Here is a 24092-nt window from a genome sequence, read left to right as displayed (position 1 = left end):
AGGTATTGATTTTGGGGTAAAATCCAAAAAATTTTGATTCCACAAGAATTGAAGGAGCAAATTTTTATTTTTCTCTAAGGAGCACCCTCGGAAACAATGGATCCTTTTATCACATAATAGGAAAAAACCCTTATTTAATAAGGGAAAAAACCATTTTTTCTAAATATCCCCACATAAAATGTGCAGCAAAATCCTATCCATAAAACGCGAACTTTATACAAACGGCAAAGCATGCTCATGCTGCGATCGCGGATGTAATAACCCCCTATTATAAAAAGTAGAGCTAAGATCCGCATAATGAGTACTGATAGGAAGTCTTGTTTTTTGCATAGAATGGATATGCATAAAGGAAAGCTTGTAGATATCAGACATAATTTGCTCAAAACTTAAAGTCTCCGTACGTTGTATTATTTTGATGGGCTGTGCCATTCCTACAAATTCTCTAGGATTAGTTGAACACAGATATCCTTTTCTTTCCTTCTTGGATAGGTAACATAGACCTTGTTGCGTAATCCACTTATTCCCTTCATATACAGCCATTCTTCTATTATTGTTTTTTAACACTTCAACAAAATCGATTTGGATGTTCATCGAGTCAAGAAGGGATTGAGCCTGTTCTATATCCTCTCTTCCAAATCCGTCTCGGTGAATTGTAAGATGTTTTGGCTGCTTTCCGTAAACTTCCTGATATGCATGTATACTATCCAGCAGAATATCTTTAAGAGAGTCCCAACTGATGATTTCCCCTCGCTCCGAGGTAACTTGGGACTTTTGCTTAATTAACCTTCCATCTTTCCCAATGACTTGAATAACCCCAGATGTGTGTTTTCCATTTTCATGAGAGACATCTAAACCAATAAAACAATCCGAATAAAGAGATTCACCTAGTATCCATGGCTGAATCCCAGATTTCACATATATCCCCAACAGGATATTCATAATTTGATAGTGTGATTTTGATAAATCTAGAAGTTTTGGTGAGAAATTGACAAACTGGGTAACGAGGTCTTGGCGACCACCGAATTCCTTTTTAATTGGTAGATATGCATTTGCCGTTGATTGCTCTGTCCCTAGTACAATAATTGTTCCTTCAAAGTGTTTCCCCAGTGATTTTAGTTCATAATTTAATTCCTGTGAGGAAAATAGTTTTGGATGTAACTGCCCTCTAAGTTCTATTGGCTTTGTTGAAATATCCAGTTTTACACCTAGTTGATCCGACTGTCTTGACAGGATGTCAATAAAATCCTTTATTTGAATTCGAAAATTTGGATTTCCTTGAAGACTTGGGTCAACAAAAAAACTAACTTTTGCTACATTCCCTCTGTAAACTCCTCCCTTTGAAAGGCCTGAGTTAATATTATTTGTAATTACATTTTCACCAAAAAGAAGGCTAGGCTTTGGAAGATATTTAACTTGATAGCCTAAGTTCTCCGCAAAAACATTTTTCTTTGGAAAGGTAAGTCTATCTATGAAGGATACTAGTTGACCTACTGCTTTCAATAAATTCCCCATTTTTTCATGCGCAGATAGCTTAATTGCCTTATTTACAACATTCTTTAAATGATTGGGTATTTGGTCGAATGAGCAACGCAATTTTAATAAGTGTGGCAAATAAGGGAATACCTTCCCATCTTTACTTTCCACATGAACCACGGGCGAGTTCTCATCAATGCCATTCAGTTTGAAAAATTGTCCCTTTCTCTGATAATAGGAGATAACGGACTCACCAAGATAAGGACTAATGTCCCCGGCTTTATAGGCAGCTACTTCTTTAAAAATGTACTCATATGCTTTCTTGTTGGTGCTGTCCACGAGTTTAGTTCCTGGTTGTACCGATGCAAGATCACTAATGATAAATCTGTTAAATTCAAATAGATGCTTATACTCAAATCCTATGACAATGCTCCCTGTATCCTCCACGGTAACATCAAGATGGATAGCAGGAAATATTTTCATTTCCCTCGTCTGGAGGGGTTTTTCCTTTTTATAACGAAAAATACCTTTGTCTAATATGAAATCTTTATCTGACCGCTGTTCAATCTCCCTTTTAATAAGCCGCTCCATAAGTGTTCGGTCTATGGATCTACTCGGATCAATGATCTTATGTGTATATGACAAATATGCTTGTTCTCCCCAACTTTCCAGTTCCTCAAAAGAGGCAATATATTGATCGAAGAAAACCAAAGTCTTAAAATCATTGTTTTTACGTAGATTATAAGCAATCATGCCACCTTCAGCATGCCTGTTATGAATCTCTTTAATCGGAACTTTATAGATATGAAGAGGAATTTCTTCTGTATTTGTTGATGAAAGCCACTCGGTTAGATAATAATGTCCCACTTTTTTCACCTTCCATTTGCTGTTTTTTTAATCTTAACAAATGGTTATGACAACTGTATGTCAGGAATAAATGTTCGGTCTTATTTTTCTTTATACATATCTGCCCATTTTCGTAGTTCTTCCTGCATCATTACTCTATATTCCACGGGCTCAATAATTTCTGCGTCTGGACCATACTGCCGCACCCATTTTAGAAATTCTTCATCGTGGTTTAATGTTATTTCAAATAGTAGGCTCCCATCCTCATATTCTGTTAACTTTGGCGTAGCAAATAGCTCCTTTTCCATCACATACCTCGCTACATTCTTGTTGAATAGCACTTTAAAATAGATTTTCTTGTCTCCTTTGATGATTGACCATGTGTTTTGATAATATTTCTGGAGATCCAATTGTCTCTTTGTAAATATCCTATTAGTTGCCTCGACTTTAAGGAAACGAGAGAGTCTAAATGTTCGGAAATCTTCTCTCATGTGACAATATGCTAGTAAATAAAATTTACTTTCCCTCGGAATCAAATAATATGGATCGATAAACCTATCATTAATATCCTCCCGACTTTTTGTTTCATATTTAACTTTAAGTGTTTGATTCTTGACCATTGATTCAGCGATTGGTAAAAGAAATTTGTTGGAATTTTCGATTTTATTTTGTGGTTTACCAGATTGGATTAGTGTTACAAGTTTAGAAATGCTTTGCTGCTGACTTCTTTGTTCTTTGTTATATGTAGCCATTATTTTTTCATAAGCAGTTTGAAAATGAGGGTCTGTTTGGATTAGGTTTTGCTTCACTACTCCTGGCAGCAAACTAAACGCCATTGCTTCTTCCGGTGTCCAATCTAGAGGATACATAGCAAAAATACTAGCAAACGTATAACCATTACCTCTTCCTTCGTTACTGGTGACAGGGATTCCAGCCTCTGAAAGGGCAATTAGGTCACGATAAATTGATCTCTCCGAAACCTCACAGATTTTTGCTAATTCAGTTGCTTTTATCCCTGGTGAATTTTGTATTAAGTTGATAATTCGCATTAACCTTGAGATTTTTGATGACATGGAAATTTCCTTTCTTCCAAAAAGAATATCGTGACATATACAGCAAAAATTGGAGCTCTAATAAAATGGCACTTCATAACCTATTAATTTTCGATTCATCGCCCCAACATTTGAAGGAATTAGCATTGATTTTTTTACCCCTATTACATATCCATATATTTTACTATTATTATAATATAATTAAATTTCATCGTGGTATTTTTTTCCTATAACTAGGACAGGAAAATGTGATTTTTTATATGAGTTTGACAGAATGTTTCAAGGAGTGATTAAACTTGGGTAAAAAACAAAAGAAGAAAAAAGCAAGAAGATAAATTATGTGACAGCTGAATTTTATTGCCGCCACTGTGACTACAGATTTGAAATGGATTGGGAAGCCATTTGGGAGATTCAAGATTGCACGCATGGATATGTAGGATATCATTTATATGATACATTCATTGGCTGTCCGAAATGTAATGAAGTTTGCAGGGAAGAAGAAATACCTGAGGTGAAAAATCAGGTTAATATCAGATTCAATGATGATCTGCCTTTTTGAAATTTAATAGCAGTGACTGACCCTCGGTGTGGAGATATTATTGAAAAAATGAATAATATTTATGTTGATTCGCATGGCCCCAATATTACCATTCAGGCACCAGAAAAAGGCTATAAATGCATATGGCCTTTTAAACATTTGTTCTGGAAATGATTTTTCAAAAGAAACAATGCTATTTTTTAATAAGGGAATCGGTGTCAGGCACCCACTTATAGGTCATTTTAAACAATAGGTCATTTCTTGGTATAATAAAGCAGTAAATAAAGAGAGAAATAATTGATTTGATTATTTTAATGTTTTTCAGATAACTCTTGAGGTGAAGACAAAATAGAAAAATTAATGATTGATCCCGCCATAGATATTACTCCACAAAAAGGAACGCCCTATATATATACCTATGCCTGCTCTGAGGATGAACGCTCTTTATGTGCGTTGGAAATGCGCTCATTATTCGGCAAGGTGTCCCAATCTAATGTCTTGGAAAGCTTCGTAAAAATTGATCCAAGTCGGAGCCCTTTTATTAAAGAAAGAATAAGTGTGATATATGAAGCGGAAAACCTGGACAATCTTTATCAGCAGGTGGAAGCTTTACAACTAAGCGGAGCAACCTTTAAAATCACTTATGTGAAAAATAAAGGTAAGACTAAAAGTGAAAACGAGGGATTCGAGAGACGACGGGCAGTTGAACGTGAAATTGGATTACACGTCAACGGAAAAGCAGATCTTCGTTTCCCAGACCAATCTTTTGGCATCCTGCATGTAAATGGAAGATGGGTATTCGGCGAGTATGTGAAAAGTGAGTCGGTTTGGTTTCGACATCAAAAGAAGCCAAATGGATACTCCACTGCCCTCAGCACACGTGTTGCTAGAGCCGTGGTGAATATCGCCATCCCCAATCCAAAAGGGATTAAAGCCATTGATCCTTGCTGCGGAATTGGCACTGTCCTAATTGAAGCCCGATCAATGGGCATCGACATAGTTGGAAGCGACCGAAATCAGCTAATCCTCCCTGGAGCACGGGAAAACATGGCACACTTTGGTCTTACTGGGGAAATAAAATTAGCTGATCTTCGCGATATCACCAATCATTATGATGTAGCCATTATTGATTTGCCATATAATTTGTGTTCGGTAATCACTCCGGAGGAACAACTGGAAATGCTTCAAAGTGCACGTGGGTTTGCAGACAAAGTGGTCGTGGTGACCGTTGAACCCGTCGATGAAATCCTATTAAAAGCAGGTTTTTCGATTATTGACCGCGGTGTTGCTAATAAAGGATTATTTAGTAGAGAAGTGATTGTTTGCAATTAACCTGAGCTCCACTTGGTACCCATACAAGAATGTAAATCATGCATGGGTTCCATTGCTATCGGATAACTTTAAGGGAAGGTGCCTGCTTCCCACTGCTTTAGCAGGCACCAACTTTTCGAAAATCATCGCTGTAGACCTTGCTATTCTTTTCTCCATGATTCCTCCCTCCCTAGCACTACTTCTCTAAATGAACAAACTTCCCATATTCCTTGTTAAACCCAAGTTCCATTGTTCCAGTCGGCCCATTCCGATGCTTGGCAAGAATAACTTCCATTCTGTCCTTCAGTGGAGAATCATTCGTATAGTAATCATCACGATAGAGAAAGGCGATTAAATCAGCATCCTGCTCAATTTGACCACTTTCCCTTAAGTCAGACAGGATCGGCCGTTTATCCGTGCGGCTTTCAACCCCACGGCTCAGCTGTGAAAGGGCAATAACGACCACATTCAGTTCCCTCGCCATCGTTTTTAAGGCTCTGCTTATTTCACTAATCTCTGCCTGGCGGTTTTGTTTGTATTTCGGATCACCCTCGATCAGCTGCAGATAATCAATCACGACCAGGATCCTTTTTTCACGATCGTACTCCCTGCGGATCTTGCGGAGCTTTGACCAGATAAAAGGGACATCCATCCCTGCCCGGTCAAAAATATGAAGATTGGTCTTTGATAACGTTGCAATACTGTCCGTGAAATGCTGCCAATCGTCCTCTTGAAACTCCTTCATTGGGTTCTTCATTTTGAGACTATCGATGCTTCCTGTAAAACCAGCCATGCGTTTCAGCAGCTGCTTTTTTCCCATTTCTAAGGAAAATACGGCACTTACATCTTTAAATGCCGCATGCAGCGCCAAATTCAAGGCGAATGCCGTTTTTCCCATACTGGGGGGCCGCCAATGATGACTAAATCAGATTCTTGGAACCCGCCCGTAAGACGGTCCAATTGGGCAAAACGGACGGAATGCCGACGATCTCTCCCAGATCTTTTTCACAGTCCGCAAATAAATCCACTAGCGACGGTATAATATCACCATTATCTTCATCCGCTTCATCCTCCTCGACGGCCATTAATTCATGGATCCCCTCACTTAAGGTCTTACTGATATCGGACAGTAGCGATCTTATCAGGCATGATATTGGGTCTCGAATAAAAAATAGCCCGATACTAGTTCTTCATTACCCAAGTAAAGAATAGGTGAATAAGGCATTCCTCATATTCTGCATTTATTTTTAAAGACAGAAAAAAAGAGGTAGATTCGTCCCCTCTTTTTCACTTACCGAAAAATAAAGGTTTCCCTAAATATAGGAAGACCAGTCCCATTTACTCTGCAGCAGGCAGAGACTTGAACGTTATTCAATTAACGGTTCAAATTTTGGAATCGCAATCTGCAAAAATACACAAGGAAAACCTCCATTTCACTAATAGTTACTATAATCATAACATCACACAATATGGAAAAAACTAGAATGTTTCTATTTCGAAACTAAACATAACAAACTGGATAGTCTTTGAATGCTACCCAGTTGCATATGCGATTCATCTTTACAACACTATCCACCCCAAAAGGGCATTTGTCTATAAGTGGTGCCTGACACCCTATTTTTGATATCATTTTTTTCAAAAAAATATGTGGTGCCAAACACCTTAGAATAGTAAAATAAAACCAATTACAAGAATTTTCAAAAAGGAACTGATGACATGTATCCTGCCATGGAAGACCTGCTCAGCCTGCTAAAAAGCACAAATCTCGCTGATAGAAAAAAAGCCATCGATGAACTGCAAAATTGGAATTACCAACTTGAAATGGATGACGCCATCACTTTGCTGGAGGAAGCCGGGCAAATCTGGCCGATCAGCGATGAAGATTGGGACGACCCTTCCCTTGCCTTAGTTAAAGCCGCCTGCGTATTTATCCATGAAGACATGATTCCTGTCTTCGAAAAGAACCTCATCAAGTATTCCTATCAGGCGATCAACTTAGTGTTAAGCGGACTTATCATCCATAATTCAGAATCAGCAAAATTATTATATAAAAAAACCTTTCGTCAGCTTTATTTTCAAGCACCATTTATTCCTAACTACGAAGAACGAAATTTAATTTTTGAACAAAAAGACAGCACGTTAACAGCGATTGAAGTATTAGTAGAAAACGAGATTTACCTTCATCCATGGTATGAATGGTATTATCACTTCCTTGTCTCAATGGGCTTGGAACACCAATACTTCACGATCGAAGAGATCCCGCTGGACCGGGAATTTATCACAGAAAAGCTTCAATTTTTTATTGACCAATACCTGGAATTTGACAAAGAATACACAAGAGAATATGTCTACGAAGCATGGAAGCTTCCTTATTTTCAACTGCGCTTTTATATAAAAAACTATCTTACAATATATAGCGCTCTTTGTATGGATGAGCAGCTTCTCGAGCTTCAAACGATTTTAAATTGGAAAGATGATCAACTAAAACTATATTTCATAGAAATATTATGGAATCGTAAGCTAAATAACGATGACGTCACCAAGACGATTCAAGAAATCCTCATTGGTCAGGATGGGGCACAAGAGGCATTTAGGATTATAAAAAAATACCAGCCGGAATTAGTACCAACGGACGCTTCTTTTCAAAAATATTTTCTCACGGAAGCGGCTGCATTCACATTTTACAATAGTCCTAACGGTGTCGAAATGTTTCCTGATGAAGTAGAAATCATGGGATCGTTTGAAGAAAAGGATGCCATTTACGGTGACAGTCTTACCTATTACGTAATCCGATTCAAATCAAATGACCCTGCCTTCGTCCATAAAGGCTGGATGCGCATGCTTTTAGGAGCTTATTATACAGCCAATATTCCAACAACAATGCACCCGGTCGGCCTTGATGATGGATTCACAGATTTTATGCCCTGGCGAGAGAAATCCTATGAGGCGCATGTGGAAAATTTCCGTGCTCACATAGCCGAAAAGCATGGAACAAATGAAAAAGATGAGGTTTTCTATCAATCCGCGCCAAAATACAAACGGCGTAACAATACCATCGCTATCCTGTCTTTTGTGCTATTTTTGGCATTAATTCAGGTGAACGATTGGTTTATTTTCGGCTTAATCCTGCCGCCAGTATGGCTATTATTAAACTATCTTCATGCGAAAAAGCTGGAGAAAAACATCCTAGTTCAAATCCGCGGCTACTATTTGGATTACTACTGCTTTGATGGCGGCACATACGTCTCCCTGAACGATATCGCCAAAATCAGCATCGAGAAAAGAACAATCGCGAAACCCGAAAGATTCTTGCATCTCCCGTTAAAAACATGGCATTATATCTTTTATGATTACGGAGATCAGGAAATCTACAGCATCCCAAGCCGGTACTTGTTGGAAGAATATTTTATTCCAATCCTCAAAACTCGGACAGTCCACCTCTCCAAACCGCCAGTGCTTGCATGGGAAATGAATAAACCATCGTAAAAAGTGAGCATTTATTTTGATGGAAAAAGGGTTGTGCAGAATTCGCACAACCCTTTTACTACTTCCTATTTTTTCTTTGCGTGTTTGCGCATGTCGAAGGATACTGCGACGACAATGATTAGGCCTTTGACGATGAATTGGATGTATGGGCTTAGGCCGAGAAAGGCAAGGCAGTTCGTAAGTTTTTTCTAACCAAATTTGTATTCGCCGATAACCGTATGTTCCTTTAAATTTTTCATGGCATTCCATGATTTTTTTCTTAATTTCTTCGTCCTCTAGCTGCTTTTCAGTAGGTGATACTTGTCTCTTTAACCACTTGTAATAGCCGCTTTTAGATACCCCTGCTATTTTGCATAACATTTGAATAGAATATTTTCCCACGGACATTTCTTTGATTACTTCGTACTTCTTATTTTGCCGGTACTTCATCCATTCCCCCTTTCACATCTTTAAGAGCTTTTTTAGCATTTCATTCTCTGCTTCTAGGCGTTTAATTTTAACTTCTAGATCTTCAGAACGGGTTCTTGGTCTACCTTTACAAGGCCCTTTTGCCTTTCCTCGTTTCTCCTCTAGCCCCTTAAGACCCTTAGCTTTAAAATGCTTAACCCACCCCAGGAAAATGCCCAATTACTCTGCAACCATGTGATAACCTAGACCATCTATTAGATAAAGATCTACTGCTTTTTTCTTTTATGTAACATCGTTTGTCTTTCTAACTTTCCCCATAAAAATATCCCCCTATAGTAGACAGATTAGTATGCTTTCTTTTTTCTGTCTACTATAAGGGGATCATATCAGTTTTGGTGTTCCTCATTTTTCATATAAGAGATAAAAGAAAATTTTATGCAAAATAGAGTATGTTATGCAAAATTTCATAAAAACTGCAGTTTGAAATGGGCAAGACAGTTAAAATTCAGGTATTTTTCTCGTTTTTTTATTTGGCATGAAAATTGCGAATGTTTTAAATAATGATATTTTATATTAATATAGGAGGAATCTATATAGGTTTGAATCAAAAAGACTTTTTAATATTTTTAAAGAAAAATGATAATAAATGAAACGGCTTACATTTTGGAGGTACTTCACAAATAGTAGTTGCGTATAAGGGGGAGTTATAAAAGTGGAGAATGTTTCACTTAAGCGTTCACTTGGATTATGGGCAATCGTTGGACTTGGCTTGGGGTATATGACCCCTACGATTGCATTTGATACGTTTGGCATTGTTTCTAAAGGAACAAATGGGGTTGTTCCGCTAGCCTACCTTACAGCTTTAGTTGTCATGCTATTTACCGCGATTAGTTATGGAAAAATGGTACAAGTATTCCCAAGTGCAGGATCGGCCTATACCTATACGAAGGAGACAATGAGTCCTTATTTGGGGTTTTTAGTCGGCTGGGCAGCACTGCTGGATTACATCCTCCTTCCAATGGTGAATGCTTTAATTATTCGAATCTACATGGTATCGATGTTTCCAAGTACTCCGGCATGGGTTTGGGTTCTCATTTGGGTGGTAATCTGTACTGGATTAAATGTTTGGAGTATGGGGAAAACCTCAAGCTTGAATTCCATTTTGGTTGTTTTCTCACTTATTTTGATCGTGGTATTTGTCGTTCTGGCATTTTTTAAATTTTCTCAAGGAATGGGACAAGGAACGATTTTGACAACAGAACCTCTTTTCCATGCAAATGTTCATCTCAGTGCTGTTCTGACCGGAGCAACAGTCGTTTGTTTCTCCTTTATTGGTTTTGATGCCGTAACCATGTACGCTGAGGAGGCAGTCCATCAAAAAATCATGCCGAAAGCGATCATGTTAACGGTCTTCATCGGTGGTGCGATCTTTTTTGTCACCGGTTATTTCGCCCAAGCGTTATTTCCAGATGTTTCAAATTTCAAAAATACTGACGATACATTACCTGAAATTGCATTGTATGTTGGCGGCTCTCTTTTCAAACTTTTTCTTGTTGCTGGTGCTTTTGCTGCAACTGCGGCCTCAGGTCTAGCTTCCCATGCAAGTGTAGCGAGACTTTTATATGTGATGGGTCGAAACGGTGTCCTTCCGAAAAAACTATTTGGCTATGTCCATCATAAATTTCGGACACCTGCCTTTAATGTTATCCTTGTAGGGGTTATTTCCATGTTAGCCATCTCCCCCAGCCTGGAGTTAGTTTCTTCGTTGATCAACTTTGGGGCGTTGGTTGCATTTACATTCGTTAATTTATCAGTCATTGCCCATTTCGTAATCAAACAACAGAGATATAAAACAGCAAGGGACATTTTCTCCTATTTGATTATGCCGTTAATCGGGGCAGGTTTAACAGGTATTTTATGGTCAAACCTTCATGCCGATGCACTGATTGGAGGATTAGTCTGGTCACTGATCGGAGTCCTATATCTACTCTATCAAACAAAAATTCGTAAAAACAATATTGCTGTTTTAGACTATGAAGAAGCAGGTTAATTAAGACTCTTGGCACTGGAGCTGGTCACTTTATACGTCTTCTCTAAAATGAGAAAAGCCTATCCCCTGATTAGAGGATAGGCTAAAGATATTTTAAACAGGTTGTCTATTTCAACATAGCTATAAAAAGGTACCAACTGGGTTTCTCCAAACCAAAATGCTTAAAATAATATTATTACAAAACTAAAAGATTCCCCCTAATTCCTTTAGGAGCATCCAATAGCCAAAAAAACGACTTATTGGACAGCCCCTTACGATAAATCAATTTCTATAATTAAAAAATACCCAGTTCACCTTATTAAAACTGAGAGAACCCTACTTAATGCTCTTCTCTATTTCTTTTTTTAATTTTTCTAAATAAGCCCCTGCTATCAACATTTTCGCTCCGTACCAAAACATTTCGCCGTCCACTAAAAGGATTTTTGTATTTGGAAGAAATGATTGAAATTCTGCTATATGTTTTTCTTGAAATGGAAATGGTTCGGAAGCAAGCAAGAGCACATCAAGATTTGCATCTGCAAGCTCCTCTTTTGTAACCGACGGATACCTTAATTCTCCCTTTTCGAAGGGGTTTTGGAAACCAAGTCTATTTAATATATCATTAATGTATGTCGTTCCACCTACCACCATGTATGGTTTTCTCCATATAACATATGCGGCATTTAGATTCTGCTTACATGAAAGATCATCGAAGGATTTTTTGCAGGATGTGATGAGGCGGTTAGCTGCCTGTTCTCTATTTGTCAGTAATCCTAGCGTTTCTATCAACCGGTAGGAATCATCTATCTTTTGTACCTCCAAAACGAAAACTGGAGCAATTTTTTCAAGTGCAAGCACAATTTCTTCTGTGTTTTCTTCTTTTTCTGCTAATATTAGATCTGCTTGTAAATCACGGATTGTTTCCACATTTACTTCTTTTGTACCGCCTACGATCGGGACGTTTTCTACAATCTCTTTAGGAAAAATGCAATATTTAGTGCGGCCAACTATTTCTTTCTCAAGACCTAGGGCAAATAGTGTCTCAGTAATTGCAGGACAAATAGAAATAATTCGCTTGGGCACAGTGGAAATATTCACCTGCCTTCCAAGATGATCAGTTAAAAAATGTGTCATCTAATTCCCCTCCTGTATACTCATGACTCTAAACAAGTAAATTTTTTGCTAACTATTTCTTTAATAGTTATTGTTTTTCAGAACCTTTAATATCAGCCTCAATCCTGCTCATAAACTCTTCTGCTGCGCTGTATCCTTGCTGCCTTAAATACCAGTTATTAGCTGCTGCTTCGATTAACCCCGCTACATCGCGTCCAGGCTGGAGTTGGATTTCGATGGATGGAACCTTTACACCCATATATTCTATATAATGAGGTTCCTGATCCAATTCATTATTCAAATCATCTTTTTGCCATTTCGTTAAATGAATATCAAGAGCAATTCGTGATTCATCTTGAAAAGCCCTACGACCGTATAAGCGAACTACATTCAATAGCCCAATACTGCGAAGAGCCAAGAATTCCTTGGTTTTCTCATCATGAGTACCCAGAATTGTTTGCGGGCTCAGCTTCTTTAGGACAACGATATCATCCGCAACCAACCGGTGTCCGCGGCGAATTAACGTGTGAGCCGTCTCACTTTTCCCTACCCCTGAGTTACCGCGAAGTAAGATACCCATGCCAGACACATTCATACAAACTCCATGCACAGTCATTTCTGGTGCTAATTCCTTCACCAAATATGCATCCAGTTTTGTTATAAATTCTGAAGTGTTCTCAGGCTGATTGGTTAGTAGCAGTGGAATTCCCTGCTCATTACAATGATGTTTTAAATAGGTAAGTCCTTCTTCTCCCGCCGTAACAATAAAACATGGTGGATGATATTGGACAATATTTCCGATCCGGAATTTACGTTCTTCGTGGCTCAATTTATGTAAATAGGTAATTTCCTTTTTTCCTAAAATTTGAACTCGTTTGGTTGGAAAAAAATCAAAATGACCAACAAATTCTAGGCCCGGACGATGGACCCGTGAATGCGTTATCATTTTCTGCAGTTGACTTTCACCAGCCAGTACTTTCAATGAAAACCTCCGAACTAAGTTTTCGACTGTTATTTTTTTCACCTTATTCTCACCGTCCTACTAGCATTTTGTTATTTGAATTATACTGAATAATTTTTAAATAGTCATCTAATTACAAGCTGATTTCCAAAAGGCTAAATCCTTTAAAAACTCCACTGTTATACTGGGGGACATGCGGTAATTTTAGGGATAGACACCCATTTTCAAAAAAAGCTCAATGATTCAGTCGTTATTCGCATTAGTTTGCACTGAAGCAAGAGATTTACCATAGCTTTTATGCTCCACAGCATTTTTTTTACTTTTCTGCTTCTACATGGCCCCTATGCCCAGGTTCTAAATATCCATTCATGCAAATAAAATAGTTTTGATTTTTATTTTCGGTTTAGGAGGTCACAAAATGAAGATTCAACGACTTGGTCATGCCATGTTTGTTTTAAAAAGTAAGAAAGGGAAAAACTATTTAATTGACCCGTTCTTTGATTTAAATCCCGGTTTTCCTCCGGATTTAGATACTGCGGAGTTCTATCAATCTTTTGATTGCATTTTTCTAACCCATGGTCATATTGACCATACAAGTGGTCTGACCAAGGTAACTGAACACAAACCAGAGATAATGATTGTTGCGCAATATGAGTTGGCCTTGATTCTTCTCCAGCAAGGAATTAAAAATGTGTTGCCAATCAATTTTGGGGGTTCCGTGACCTTTGATGATGTGAGGATTACCATGGTCCAGGCTAAACACACTTCTTCTTATGGGGAAACTCAAGGTACACCAGTTTATGCCGGGGAGTCGGCAGGATATATTTTTGACTTTAAAGATGACTATACTCTATATCATTCGGGTGATACAGCGTTAATGACCGATATGAAATTAATCCAGGATGTCTATCAGCCCGAAATCGCAATTCTTTCTTCATCTGGACATTTTACAATGGGACCAAGTGAAGCAGCATATGCGGTTAACCACATGTTAGACGTTAAATATGTCATTCCAAGCCATACCTTCCCATCCAATGAAACGGCAGTATCCCCTGAGTCGTTAACGAAATTATTACAAGCATTCCCGGTTGTTGAATTTATGATTGATAAAGATAAAGAGCTAGAGGAATTATTAAAAGGTCATCCTAAAACAACAGTCGTTACAATTGGTTATGGTGAAGAAAGAGAATTCGAGAAATAAAAAAGATCGGGATTTACCTTTATTTGGGTGAATCCCGATCTTTTTTATTCTTTCATCTTTTTTTACTTTTACTACATCAACTGCATAGTTGTAATGCAAGTTGCGTCTTTTTCAAAAGTAGAGAGCTCTGACTCCACCTTTTTTCCGTCTTGCTCAATCTTGATTTGATACGTTTTATCTCGTGGCAGCCATAGATCGATAAATCCATTAGATTGGGATTTTATCATTTCATCTCGGATTACTTTGCCTTCCTCGTCTTCAATGTATAACTTAAACTCTTTATTTGCTAGTTCACCTTGACAACCTGTCAAGCTATGATTCGTTCAAGGATGGGTTTCATTGACATAAGGGGCAATAGAAACAAAAAATTCGTCTTTAGGCAAGGCATAGGCAGTCTCGCTCCCATCTTTGTTAGTCACAATGAGTTGTTGAGACGTAATAGAGGCATTTTGAACTTTTTTGTTACCTCCACTATAATCACTTACCAATTCCTTAATATCGCTCGTATCCTTTTCTTTTGCAGGCTTTCCTTCATCTGTACTTGTACCGCTGCAAGCAGCTAGTACAATGGAAGCCAATAAAGAAACCACAATTAATTTTAATTTCATTTAATTGTATTCACTCCTTGTCCCTTTCTTAATACCATTTTACCTTTTTTCTTCTTTGCGAAGTACCATTCCTTACATTTTTCACAATATCTACAGATTTTTACTGTTCTTCACAAAAATTGAACTGCTTACTACTCATTTTAAAGGCTAATTTTACATCTTCACATGATTCTATAATACTTTTTCTCTTGTTAAACCAATAGGATTATGGACATGATGGCGATCCTAGAAACCGAAAAAACCTTGGCACTATCTAACCAAAAGTACTTTATTGCATAAGGGGGCATGAGCCAACTTCAAAAATTCACGTAAATTTCCCACTAAAGTATTACTCGCTTCCTTAGAGGAGAAACTGGATAAGTAGTAGAATAGCTAAGATTAGTAGTATTCCTCATTTGATAAAATGGAACAGCTTGGTCATTCAACTTCAGTCGAGAAATCTTATTAGAGATAAAAGGAGTTGGAACTAATATGACAACAAATAAAAAAGCAGGGAAGAAATCAGGGAACCTGACTGGTCATGAACAAGTAATTGAATATATAAACAATCTTGAACATCCCTTTAAAAAAGAAATAGAGGAAGTTCGAAACATCATTTTAAATACAAATAACAAAATTACTGAACAGATAAAATGGAATGCTCCAAGTTTCTGTTTTAACAATCAAGATATCGTGACGTTTAATCTTCAAGGTAAAGGGTTTTTCCGGCTTGTCTTTCATTGTGGTGCCAAGGTAAAAGATAACAAAGGGAAAGGACCTTTGTTTGATGACACTACAGGATTATTGGATTGGGTTTCTGATGATCGAGCTATCATAAAATTTACTGATATGAATGATGTGAAGGTTAAGGAAAAAAAGCTTGAAGACGTGATAACTAAGTGGATAGAAGTGACAGGTTCACAGAACAAATGATAAAAACAGTTCCCACATCATTTTTTGGGTAATGATTTACGGTCTCTAATTAATATTCATGATATCAATCAAGCACTTGACTATTTTAGTCTAGTTCCGTTGGTTGGAACTCGCCCATATTTTAAGAACAATTTAATAGTTTATTCATAGATTGTTCATTTCAATGGTATATGATGAAATATATGGGAAGGACATGATTTTTTCATAGCCTTTCACCCCCATTTCACATATATCTTTTTATCCGGCCAAGCGCCGGATATTTTTTTACTCTCACACTCCTATTGACTCAGAAGTGAGCATCCAAATTCCACACACTTTGCTTATAAATAAAAGGTGCCTGTCCCCCTGTGTGTTTAGGCGTTACGAATGGGGAGAACAGGCACTAATATTCAACAAATACATTCTTAATTCTTTTTTCTGAAGAATCTACTTAAAGGGATCAAGAGATCATGCTTAACGACTATGGCTTTGGAAAAGGCTTTGGATTAATAAAATTTCACGATATCTTCAAAAGGCAAAAATGTTCTTTCACCTGGTTCTTCATTTGGCTCACCAAATGGCATTTGTGCTATTAAGGTCCATTCTGCTGGAATATCCCATGTTCTCTTCACTTCTTCATCAATAATAGGATTATAATGCTGTAAAGATGCTCCAATGCCCTCTGCTGTTAAAGACATCCACATTGCATATTGCAGCATAGCGTTTCCTTGATGTGACCAAAATGGAAATTGCTCTTTATAGGATGGTGCATTTTCTTGCATTGTCTTTACTGTTTCTTGATTTTCGAAAAATAATATCGTACCTGCCCCATCTCGAAATCCTTGCAATCTTTCAACAGTTGCTCCAAAGTTTTCTTCTGGAACACGTGGACGCAGTGTTTCTTTTACGATATCCCAGAACTTTTCATGCTCAGCGTTCATGAGCACAACAATACGACTGCTTTGCATATTAAAAGACGATGGTGCATGTAAAGCTGTTTTTACTACTTCATTAATTCTTTCTTTCGTAATAGTTTCATTCTTTTTCACTTTACGAATGGAACGGCGATTAACGATTGCTTCTTTTAAAGTTGTTGTAGTTGTTGACATTTTAATTCCTCCAAATTTTGTTTAATTTCAAATAACATTTACATTCATTCTTGTAAAGGCTGGACAATTATTTATGAATAATACCTGCTTATAACAGTCCACTTTTCAGTGTCATCTAGTACTTAGCAATACCCATCCATATTGCACTGCATACCATCAAGATCATTTGCTTTGTTTTTTTCCAATGCCTTATCAATCACTTGTGCTAATTTTTCTTTACTGGCTATCCCTTGAATCACTTCATCGCCAATTACAAAGGTTGGAACAGCCGTAATTTTCGCTTCTTCATAAGCATGTTTTAAAGCTTCTTGATGGGCTTCACGATATTTCCGTGATACTAATGCTTCCTTAAAAGCATCCTTAGAAAGTCCCACTTCTCCTGCTATGTTCGTCAGCACTTCGATGTCTTCTATATTTTGTTCTTCTTGAAAAAACGCGGTAAAAACTCTGTGTTGGTACTCATTTCCCTTCCCATGTTCCTTCGCAAACTGGTACCCCTCAAAAGCCAAATGTGTATATGGATGAGGAGAAATTTGCGGTAAACGCATATCAACCCCTAGCTTCTTTGCAGCAGGCTTAATAAAGGAATCCCAAGACCTTAATTTAGCAGGATCTTTCCATGGATCAATTTTAGGGTATGGATCTGGACGTAATTCAAATGGCATCCATTCTACCTCTACACCCTTTTCCTTTACGATTTCATCTAAAGGGCCTTTTCCTAAAAAACAAAATGGACATATGAAATCAGAATAAGCTTTAATTTTTACAGTCATTTAGTATCTCTCCCTTTCTTTTATCATCCTTCATAGTTGTAACTATTCTAGTTACAACTAAAGGTTAAAAAAATGTACATCTCAATTCAGAGAACTGCACATGGTAAATAATTTATGGTGAAGATTTTAACCTATTTACTAATGATGTATCTACTTTTTCCATTGTAATATGTTCAAAAACGCTTTCCTGCTAATTTTCAAATTTGCCACCCCTTAGATGTAACCATTATAGTTACATCTAAACCAGAAGTCAACCACTTTGTTATAAAATTATTTCTGGTATACAACCGTACTCATATTGAATAAGTGCTAATCATTTGGATAAGTTTTTTTATTATTTTACCAAGCTATCAATCTAACAAAAAACCTTCCAAACGTAAAATTTGGAAGGTTTTTTGGCATGCAAGTATATCATGAAATATTTTAAGTTTAATATGAAAAATGTTGATAAACTTTTTATGATTTCCTCTAAAAATCTTTCGCTTCATATATTTTTATTGTGCCTAGCCATGATAATAAAAATAGAAGAACTGTGATGACAGTTCCAGTTAATATTAATTGGTTGGCTGTAAATTGACTTAAAAATAATTTAATTGTTTCGATTTTATCTTTAAATAAATGCATCATTATATTACCAAAGACAATAATAGTAAACCCTATAAACATCAGGATGATTCTAGTATATTTCTCCCCAAATTTATATAAAATTGGATAATAGATAGAGGTAAATAAAAAGATGCATAGCATACCAATTAATAGATCATAAACCTCAGGAAAAGGCTGTGTATAAGCATCAAAAGCAAAATAAAAGACAACTTGAAATAAAGACGCTAAAAAAACAGTAACTATCCCAAAAATCAAAGCTCCAATATATTTGGAGGAGATGATACTTTTCCGATTAATAGGTAAACTGTTTAGCATGATATGAGAATTATTACGATCCTCGAAGCTGCCAGTATTAGAAATAAATAGAAAACCTGCAAGTGCAATGATAAAAACAGAGGAAAACTGCAGAATATACCAAAGAGTCATTAATCCCGTTATAATTAATAACATCTTTTTTAACATAAGAAAATCTTTCAAGATTAAAGAGTACATTTCAAATCCCCCTTATTTGTATAATACATGATGTCTTCAAGGCTGGGCTTTTCAATTAAAACCTCATCACCAAAAATATCCCTTGTTTTCTTCACACAACTTGTTAATGCTTCAAAACCTACACTCGTCTTCCGAATACTTACAAATTCTTTTTCTGTATCTCGATCTAATAAGTCATTGCTTCCTTTGACAATTCCATATTCCGTTAGCAGTTCTTCCCTTTCCTTTGAAAAGAGAATTTTTCCTTTGTGAATGTATGTGATATAATCAGCAATTCTATCTAGATCTGTTGTAATATGGGTAGAAAAGAAAATCGTTTTTTGGTCATCTAACATGATTTCATGCAAGAGTTCTAATACTTCTCTTCTAAAAACAGGGTCAAGCCCAGATGTAGGTTCATCCATAATGATGAATTCCGGGTCATGGCTGATCGCGAAAAGGATCGCCATTTTCATTTTCATTCCCTTTGAAAAGTTTTTAATTGGCTGTTTCTCAGGTAAACTAAATTGATCTAAGTACTTATAAAAAAGGTTATCATTCCATTTTTGATACATTGGAGCTATTATTTTTCGCAGTTCCCTGATGGATAAAGTATCGTAAAAGCAATTTTCATCATACACAAAACCAATTCGTTCTTTAATCTCTTGATTATGTTTGTCTTGATCAAGACCAAAAATAGTAATGTTGCCGCTATCTTTTCTTAATAATTTCATTAATAATTTTATCGTTGTACTTTTACCAGCTCCATTGGCCCCAATAAACCCAGTGACAAATCCTTTTTTTATCGAAAATGAAACATCATCCAATGAAAAATTCTTAAATGATTTTTTCACATTATTAAATTCAACTACATTCGTCATTTCAAATCATCTCCATACAAAATTAAAATCAATTCTATTAGTTCCTCTTTTGAAAGATGAACGAGCTTACTTTCTTCAATGATTTCGATTAATTTTTCCTCGATTATTTTCAAACGCCGTTCTTTTAATAACTCTTGATTTTGACTAGCAATAAATGATCCCTTTCCAACAATTGAGACGATAAACCCGTCACTCTCTAATTCTTCATAAGCTCGCTTTGTCGTAATAACGCTAACCTGCAAATCTTTTGCTAACTGGCGAATAGAAGGGAGTGAATCACCTTCTGACAGCTTTCCAGTTAAAACAAGTTCCTTAATTTGCTTAATAATTTGCTGGTAAATGGGGTCTTTCACGGAATTCGAAATAATGATATCCATTTAGTCACCTTCGATTTACATATCGTATATATACAATATATACATTATATACAGATTAGTCAATAGAATTATCCATTTTTATGTTATATTGGATTAAATTTGGATTTATCTCACTAATAAATGGAAGGAATGTATGTAAACTCAAAACAGGAGAGATTGTGGGGGAGGTAATATCTAACACAAAACCTTTCAACCGTCATGCACATTTTTAGTATTGCATGAAATATTTTAAGTTAATTTGAAAGATGTTGATAAACTGAATGATACCTGCATTCAGACAGGTTCTTGCTTTTTTCTCTTTCCCTTGTCCGAATGTGACCTGCATTCGGACAGGATCTTGCTTTTTTTGCCTTGTCTTGTCCGAATGAGACCCGCATTCAGACAGGATCGAGCTTTTTTCCCTTTCCCTTGTCCGAATGAGACCTTCATTCAGACAGCATCTTGCTTTTTTTGCCTTGTCTTGTCCGAATGAGACCCGCATTCGGACAGGATTTAGCTTTTTTCTCCTTCCCTTGTCCGAATGAAACCTGCATTCAGACAGGATCTTGCTTTTTTTGCTTTGTCTTGTCCGAATGAGAACTGCATTCAGACAGGATCTTGCTTTTTTTGCCTTGTCTTGTCCGAATGAGACCCGCATTCGGACAGGATTTAGCTTTTTTCTCCTTCCCTTGTCCGAATGAAACCTGCATTCAGGCAGCATCTAGCTTTTTTCTCCATCCATTGTTCGAGACAGGAATTACCTGTTTTGTTGAATTAAAAGGATAAAATATTTGCTAAAAACTGAAATTGTGTCGGACTCGGATTTCTAAGTCGATCTTGAAAGGGATAGCAAAGAAAAGTATTATAAGTTAGACTTACTATATATTTTAATTAGTAAATATTTTATTAGGCTGTGATAACATGTCAAAAGATAGTCAAATTCACAATGTGGAAATTATTATGAGAGAAATGCTTGAAATACAGCAAAAATCAAAAATGTTTGTAAATTTACTTTCTGAGGGTGAGTCACTATCCCAAAACCAGCTTATTCTTCTTCTCCAGCTGAAAATCAATGGTGGAATGAAAGCAACTGAGATTGCTGATTTTTTCAGTGTAACTCCTGGAGCAATTACATCAATGTGTGATAAACTAGAAAAATTAAATTTAGTACAACGGGTAAGAGAAAGTGACGACCGACGAGTAGTTAAAATGATCTTAACAAATAGTGGTGAATCTAAAGTTCAGGATATATTTTTGAAAATTCCACAAGAAAAATTAGCAGATATAGCAAAAGTATTAATCAATGTTAATAAGTTAATGACTACGATTTTTTAAGGATTTCATAAAGTTGAAATCCTTTTTTTATTGTCTAAATAATTATTTTGGAGGCTTGAGGCCCTTCTGGAGTTACATCATTTAACCATATCCTTTTAAGTGATTGCTCCATAGTACGTTTGTTCTTGACAAAATAAGAATGAATGTATTTTAATTAATATATATTTTAATCGTTAAAATATATATTAATTAAAGTATGGTGGTGTTTATGAATGGCAAGTAAACAAAGTCAGAAGCTACATAGTATTACCCTTACCGGTGGCAATATCAAGAGGTTAGAAAAAGAATGTGAACTATTAAATATTCGTGGCCTTGTTACTTTATATGAAGAAGTACGCTTAAAAAAAATCTCCACTCACGGATATAGTACTTTTCATTCTCATGTTGCAGCAGATATTTTAAAAAATACAGGAACATGTGTCATAAAAGACCATTGTAAGGTTAAAGAAATTGTGAGTGCAGGAAATTTAAAGATAAAGAATGGACAAATATCAAGGATTAAAAGTTCAGGAAAGCTGACTATCGAACAAATTCTCCAGTTGGAACAATTTGATTCAATTGGCTTTGTTCAAGCGAAAGAAATACATTCAAAACACTTTCACCTAAAATTGTCTGGTAAAAGTAAGATCGAACGTCTTATAGCAGATGAAATATGTGTTAAAAAGGATAGGGCATCTTTGTCTTTAATAAAGAAAAAGTTAACTTGCAAATATATCAAAGGAAGAAACTTGCAACTTTCATATACAGATGCGGAAATTGTTGAAGGGGATGTAGTGGTAGTCGGCAATAATTGCGAAATACAAACACTTTATTATAAAGAAAAATATACAATCTCTCCAAATGCTAAAGTCCATCAAATCATAAGAAGAAGTGAAAAAGAATGAAAATAAAAATAATGTTACTCGCCTTTTTGTACTCGCTAACAATCCCTGTCCTATCAGTCCTATACGCAGGATTGATTTTGAGTGCAATAATCTCAATGCTAGCTGGCATATTACGAACACTCGGATTTGAACAAATAAGAATGAGTATATGGCAGGGGATTGATCTCCCAGTGGTTTTTAGTATTCCATTATCACTCATTATTTCTTTCTTTCTAATAATTGTTTCGCTTTATGTAAAAAGGTCACTTAAATTTTGTGTATCAAACCTTAGGTTTAAATGAGAGGAATTTTTTATTTATATCTTAAATCTTATCCAAATTCAAACTCAGTAGTTTATCACTTGGCTTACCTAACTTAACAAGGCTTTCTTTCGACTTCACTATCTAATCGCATTAATCTAAGTGGACCATAGCATAACCTATAGTTTTCAAAATTAAATGCATGACCCCATCGTTAAAGCTTTAACGCACTGGGGGTCATGCACCAACAAATACTCAATTTTGCCTAAACGATTACGATTCCAATATCTCTTCTCTTTATGGTCTAACAAAGACTCATTCTCCAAAATAAAATAAGCACAATAAAACTGACCTTTTAGTTCAATGCATAGATGCTGAAATTTCTTGCATTTTACGTGACACTAGGGGATAAAAATATGTTTTTGCACTAATTGTAGAATTACCTCCAAAGAATCCAGTACCGGGGCAAGTTTTAACCTCATACTCTTTACTGTTATCTAACACTCTTTCCTTTGTTCTGTAATGCCACCAATGATGATAAGTAATACTGTCAACGGATGGAGTTAACCCGAATTTTATACAAAGCAAAGCAGTGATATAAACAATCGTTTCCTTTTGTTCCTCGGTCATTACATCATGACCTATATCGAAGTTGCCAACATTTTCGATGGCTATCCCTACAGAATTGGCCTCATCTCCAATTGAACCTTCGGGAGCCATGTCAAATGGCCTGGAAACTGCTATTTTTCCATCAGGAAATGTAGTAATATTTTGAGCGATATTCTTCCATCCCATTTTATTTACATGATAATTCTCCATACTCTTCAACATTTTAAAATGATTGGAACTATAAAATTGCTTATATGATGGTAACCATGTGTGGTGTTGTTGGATTAGACTTATTTTTCTAGTAAATCTGTTGTGAAATAACCAATCCCCAAATTCCTCCCTCGTCATAAGAATATACTGTCCTTGCATTGTCATTTTTTTAGGAATGATCTTCAATCTTTGCCCTACATGTATTTGCTCAGATGAAAGCCCATTTGTTGTTTTTATCATATCGACTGTTGAATTGTATGCTGATGAAATCTCCCTAAGTGTATCTCCATAAACAACTTCATACATCATCGGAACCCACAATTTCTGACCAACGAATAATGTATTGGATTGCAATCCATTAGTTACTTTTATCTCTTCTACAAACGTATCAAATTTATTTGCAAGTCCAGGTAAAGTGTCACCTGATTTTACCTCATAAATATTGCTAGAGGTATTTCCAATTGCATGAGCAGGAAAAATATTAAGTAGCATACTTAATATCAAACAAAATACAATCAGAAAAAATTTTTTCATTTTTTAATTCCTTTCCAATGTAATATCACTTAAATCAATTAGCTCTGTTTTTCGCAGTATGGTACCTTTTTCTAAAAAATTTCTACATTCATAGTTTGTAGAACAGCAATGGGATTATTCTTAGGTGATTTAAAATTGTGTTTTTTTGTGTATCCTCTATTCGCATAC

At 36.2% G+C, this 24092-nt stretch carries 19 protein-coding genes and 1 pseudogene; 8 read left to right on the top strand and 12 right to left on the bottom strand.

Going from position 1 to position 24092, the window contains the following annotated elements; all coding sequences use genetic code 11:
* Positions 1-213 precede the first annotated feature (213 nt).
* On the bottom strand, positions 214-2340 hold the full coding sequence (locus tag QNH20_RS04325; RefSeq protein WP_283921684.1) for a Piwi domain-containing protein: 2127 nt from the start codon (positions 2338-2340) through the stop codon (positions 214-216).
* Between the two features lie 80 nt (positions 2341-2420).
* Positions 2421-3392, bottom strand: a complete 972-nt coding sequence (locus tag QNH20_RS04320) for a helix-turn-helix transcriptional regulator (RefSeq protein ID WP_283921683.1) — start codon at positions 3390-3392, stop codon at positions 2421-2423.
* 319 nt (positions 3393-3711) lie between these two features.
* On the opposite strand from QNH20_RS04320, the gene QNH20_RS04315 reads away from it, so the two are divergent.
* Together QNH20_RS04315 and QNH20_RS04310 are read left to right on the top strand one after the other, a co-directional pair.
* Positions 3712-3930 (top strand): hypothetical protein, encoded by a 219-nt coding sequence (locus tag QNH20_RS04315; protein WP_283921682.1) that lies wholly within the window; start codon positions 3712-3714, stop codon positions 3928-3930.
* A gap of 339 nt (positions 3931-4269) precedes the next feature.
* Positions 4270-5241, top strand: coding sequence for a TRM11 family SAM-dependent methyltransferase (locus QNH20_RS04310; RefSeq protein WP_283921681.1), 972 nt, complete (start codon positions 4270-4272; stop codon positions 5239-5241).
* Between the two features lie 175 nt (positions 5242-5416).
* On the opposite strand, the pseudogene QNH20_RS04305 reads toward QNH20_RS04310, so the two are convergent.
* Positions 5417-6344: pseudogene (locus tag QNH20_RS04305) on the bottom strand (replicative DNA helicase); the annotation flags it as partial.
* A 592-nt stretch (positions 6345-6936) separates the two neighbouring features.
* On the opposite strand from QNH20_RS04305, the gene QNH20_RS04295 reads away from it, so the two are divergent.
* Positions 6937-8706, top strand: a complete 1770-nt coding sequence (locus tag QNH20_RS04295) for a hypothetical protein (protein WP_283921680.1) — start codon at positions 6937-6939, stop codon at positions 8704-8706.
* 1120 nt (positions 8707-9826) lie between these two features.
* Positions 9827-11164 carry an APC family permease gene (locus QNH20_RS04285; protein WP_283921679.1) on the top strand — a complete coding sequence of 446 codons (1338 nt, stop codon included), beginning with the start codon at positions 9827-9829 and terminating at the stop codon, positions 11162-11164.
* A gap of 315 nt (positions 11165-11479) precedes the next feature.
* Here the strand turns inward: QNH20_RS04285 and QNH20_RS04280 are convergent, their stop codons facing one another.
* Entirely contained in the window at positions 11480-12277 is a 798-nt protein-coding gene (locus QNH20_RS04280) for an ABC transporter substrate-binding protein (RefSeq protein WP_283921678.1), read from the bottom strand.
* A 67-nt stretch (positions 12278-12344) separates the two neighbouring features.
* Positions 12345-13280 carry an HPr(Ser) kinase/phosphatase gene (hprK, locus tag QNH20_RS04275; protein WP_283921677.1) on the bottom strand — a complete coding sequence of 312 codons (936 nt, stop codon included), beginning with the start codon at positions 13278-13280 and terminating at the stop codon, positions 12345-12347.
* Positions 13281-13635: 355 nt separating this feature from the next.
* On the opposite strand from hprK, the gene QNH20_RS04270 reads away from it, so the two are divergent.
* A complete protein-coding gene (locus QNH20_RS04270; protein WP_283921676.1) occupies positions 13636-14418 on the top strand; it encodes a metal-dependent hydrolase in 783 nt (260 codons plus the stop codon).
* 71 nt (positions 14419-14489) lie between these two features.
* Here the strand turns inward: QNH20_RS04270 and QNH20_RS04265 are convergent, their stop codons facing one another.
* Complete coding sequence (locus QNH20_RS04265) at positions 14490-15026, bottom strand: CueP family metal-binding protein (protein WP_283921675.1); 537 nt, start codon at positions 15024-15026, stop codon at positions 14490-14492.
* 471 nt (positions 15027-15497) lie between these two features.
* On the opposite strand from QNH20_RS04265, the gene QNH20_RS04260 reads away from it, so the two are divergent.
* The gene (locus QNH20_RS04260; protein WP_283921674.1) at positions 15498-15938 is read left to right on the top strand and encodes a DUF1801 domain-containing protein; all 441 of its coding nucleotides are present in this window, start codon (positions 15498-15500) and stop codon (positions 15936-15938) included.
* Positions 15939-16423: 485 nt separating this feature from the next.
* On the opposite strand, the gene QNH20_RS04255 is transcribed toward QNH20_RS04260, so the two are convergent.
* The 5 genes from QNH20_RS04255 to QNH20_RS04235 all read right to left on the bottom strand — a co-directional run bounded on the left by QNH20_RS04255 (position 16424) and on the right by QNH20_RS04235 (position 20134).
* Positions 16424-17026, bottom strand: a complete 603-nt coding sequence (locus QNH20_RS04255; RefSeq protein ID WP_283921673.1) for a nitroreductase family protein — start codon at positions 17024-17026, stop codon at positions 16424-16426.
* 122 nt (positions 17027-17148) lie between these two features.
* Entirely contained in the window at positions 17149-17799 is a 651-nt protein-coding gene (locus QNH20_RS04250) for a DsbA family oxidoreductase (RefSeq protein WP_283921672.1), read from the bottom strand.
* 468 nt (positions 17800-18267) lie between these two features.
* Entirely contained in the window at positions 18268-18897 is a 630-nt protein-coding gene (locus QNH20_RS04245; RefSeq protein ID WP_283921671.1) for an ABC-2 transporter permease, read from the bottom strand.
* On the bottom strand, positions 18885-19757 hold the full coding sequence (locus QNH20_RS04240) for an ABC transporter ATP-binding protein (protein WP_283921670.1): 873 nt from the start codon (positions 19755-19757) through the stop codon (positions 18885-18887). Before QNH20_RS04240 ends, QNH20_RS04245 begins: the two co-directional genes overlap by 13 nt.
* Entirely contained in the window at positions 19754-20134 is a 381-nt protein-coding gene (locus QNH20_RS04235; RefSeq protein WP_283921669.1) for a GntR family transcriptional regulator, read from the bottom strand. Before QNH20_RS04235 ends, QNH20_RS04240 begins: the two co-directional genes overlap by 4 nt.
* 900 nt (positions 20135-21034) lie before the next feature.
* Here QNH20_RS04235 and QNH20_RS04230 point away from each other — a divergent pair.
* Together QNH20_RS04230 and QNH20_RS04225 are read left to right on the top strand one after the other, a co-directional pair.
* Positions 21035-21448: a MarR family winged helix-turn-helix transcriptional regulator gene (locus QNH20_RS04230; RefSeq protein WP_283921668.1), complete on the top strand. Its 414-nt coding sequence runs from the start codon at positions 21035-21037 to the stop codon at positions 21446-21448.
* 212 nt (positions 21449-21660) lie between these two features.
* Complete coding sequence (locus QNH20_RS04225; RefSeq protein ID WP_283921667.1) at positions 21661-22332, top strand: hypothetical protein; 672 nt, start codon at positions 21661-21663, stop codon at positions 22330-22332.
* Between the two features lie 599 nt (positions 22333-22931).
* Here QNH20_RS04225 and QNH20_RS04220 read toward each other — a convergent pair.
* The gene (locus QNH20_RS04220) at positions 22932-23924 is read right to left on the bottom strand and encodes a peptidoglycan recognition protein family protein (protein ID WP_283921666.1); all 993 of its coding nucleotides are present in this window, start codon (positions 23922-23924) and stop codon (positions 22932-22934) included.
* Between the last annotated feature and the right edge of the window lie 168 nt (positions 23925-24092).

Source organism: Neobacillus sp. WH10 (assembly GCF_030123405.1).
GTDB lineage: Bacteria > Bacillota > Bacilli > Bacillales > Cytobacillaceae > Neobacillus.
This window is presented reverse-complemented; position numbering and strand designations above follow the sequence as displayed.

Excerpts from the sequence above, each read along its gene's own strand:
- QNH20_RS04320 (WP_283921683.1), bottom strand. The coding sequence starts at position 3,392 with ATGTCATCAAAAATCTCAAGGTTAATGCGAATTATCAACTTAATACAA.
- QNH20_RS04310 (WP_283921681.1), top strand. The coding sequence starts at position 4,270 with ATGATTGATCCCGCCATAGATATTACTCCACAAAAAGGAACGCCCTAT.
- QNH20_RS04295 (WP_283921680.1), top strand. The coding sequence starts at position 6,937 with ATGTATCCTGCCATGGAAGACCTGCTCAGCCTGCTAAAAAGCACAAAT.
- QNH20_RS04280 (WP_283921678.1), bottom strand. The coding sequence starts at position 12,277 with ATGACACATTTTTTAACTGATCATCTTGGAAGGCAGGTGAATATTTCC.
- QNH20_RS04270 (WP_283921676.1), top strand. The coding sequence starts at position 13,636 with ATGAAGATTCAACGACTTGGTCATGCCATGTTTGTTTTAAAAAGTAAG.
- QNH20_RS04260 (WP_283921674.1), top strand. The coding sequence starts at position 15,498 with ATGACAACAAATAAAAAAGCAGGGAAGAAATCAGGGAACCTGACTGGT.
- QNH20_RS04255 (WP_283921673.1), bottom strand. The coding sequence starts at position 17,026 with ATGTCAACAACTACAACAACTTTAAAAGAAGCAATCGTTAATCGCCGT.
- QNH20_RS04250 (WP_283921672.1), bottom strand. The coding sequence starts at position 17,799 with ATGACTGTAAAAATTAAAGCTTATTCTGATTTCATATGTCCATTTTGT.
- QNH20_RS04245 (WP_283921671.1), bottom strand. The coding sequence starts at position 18,897 with ATGTACTCTTTAATCTTGAAAGATTTTCTTATGTTAAAAAAGATGTTA.
- QNH20_RS04240 (WP_283921670.1), bottom strand. The coding sequence starts at position 19,757 with ATGACGAATGTAGTTGAATTTAATAATGTGAAAAAATCATTTAAGAAT.
- QNH20_RS04235 (WP_283921669.1), bottom strand. The coding sequence starts at position 20,134 with ATGGATATCATTATTTCGAATTCCGTGAAAGACCCCATTTACCAGCAA.
- QNH20_RS04230 (WP_283921668.1), top strand. The coding sequence starts at position 21,035 with ATGTCAAAAGATAGTCAAATTCACAATGTGGAAATTATTATGAGAGAA.
- QNH20_RS04225 (WP_283921667.1), top strand. The coding sequence starts at position 21,661 with ATGGCAAGTAAACAAAGTCAGAAGCTACATAGTATTACCCTTACCGGT.
- QNH20_RS04220 (WP_283921666.1), bottom strand. The coding sequence starts at position 23,924 with ATGAAAAAATTTTTTCTGATTGTATTTTGTTTGATATTAAGTATGCTA.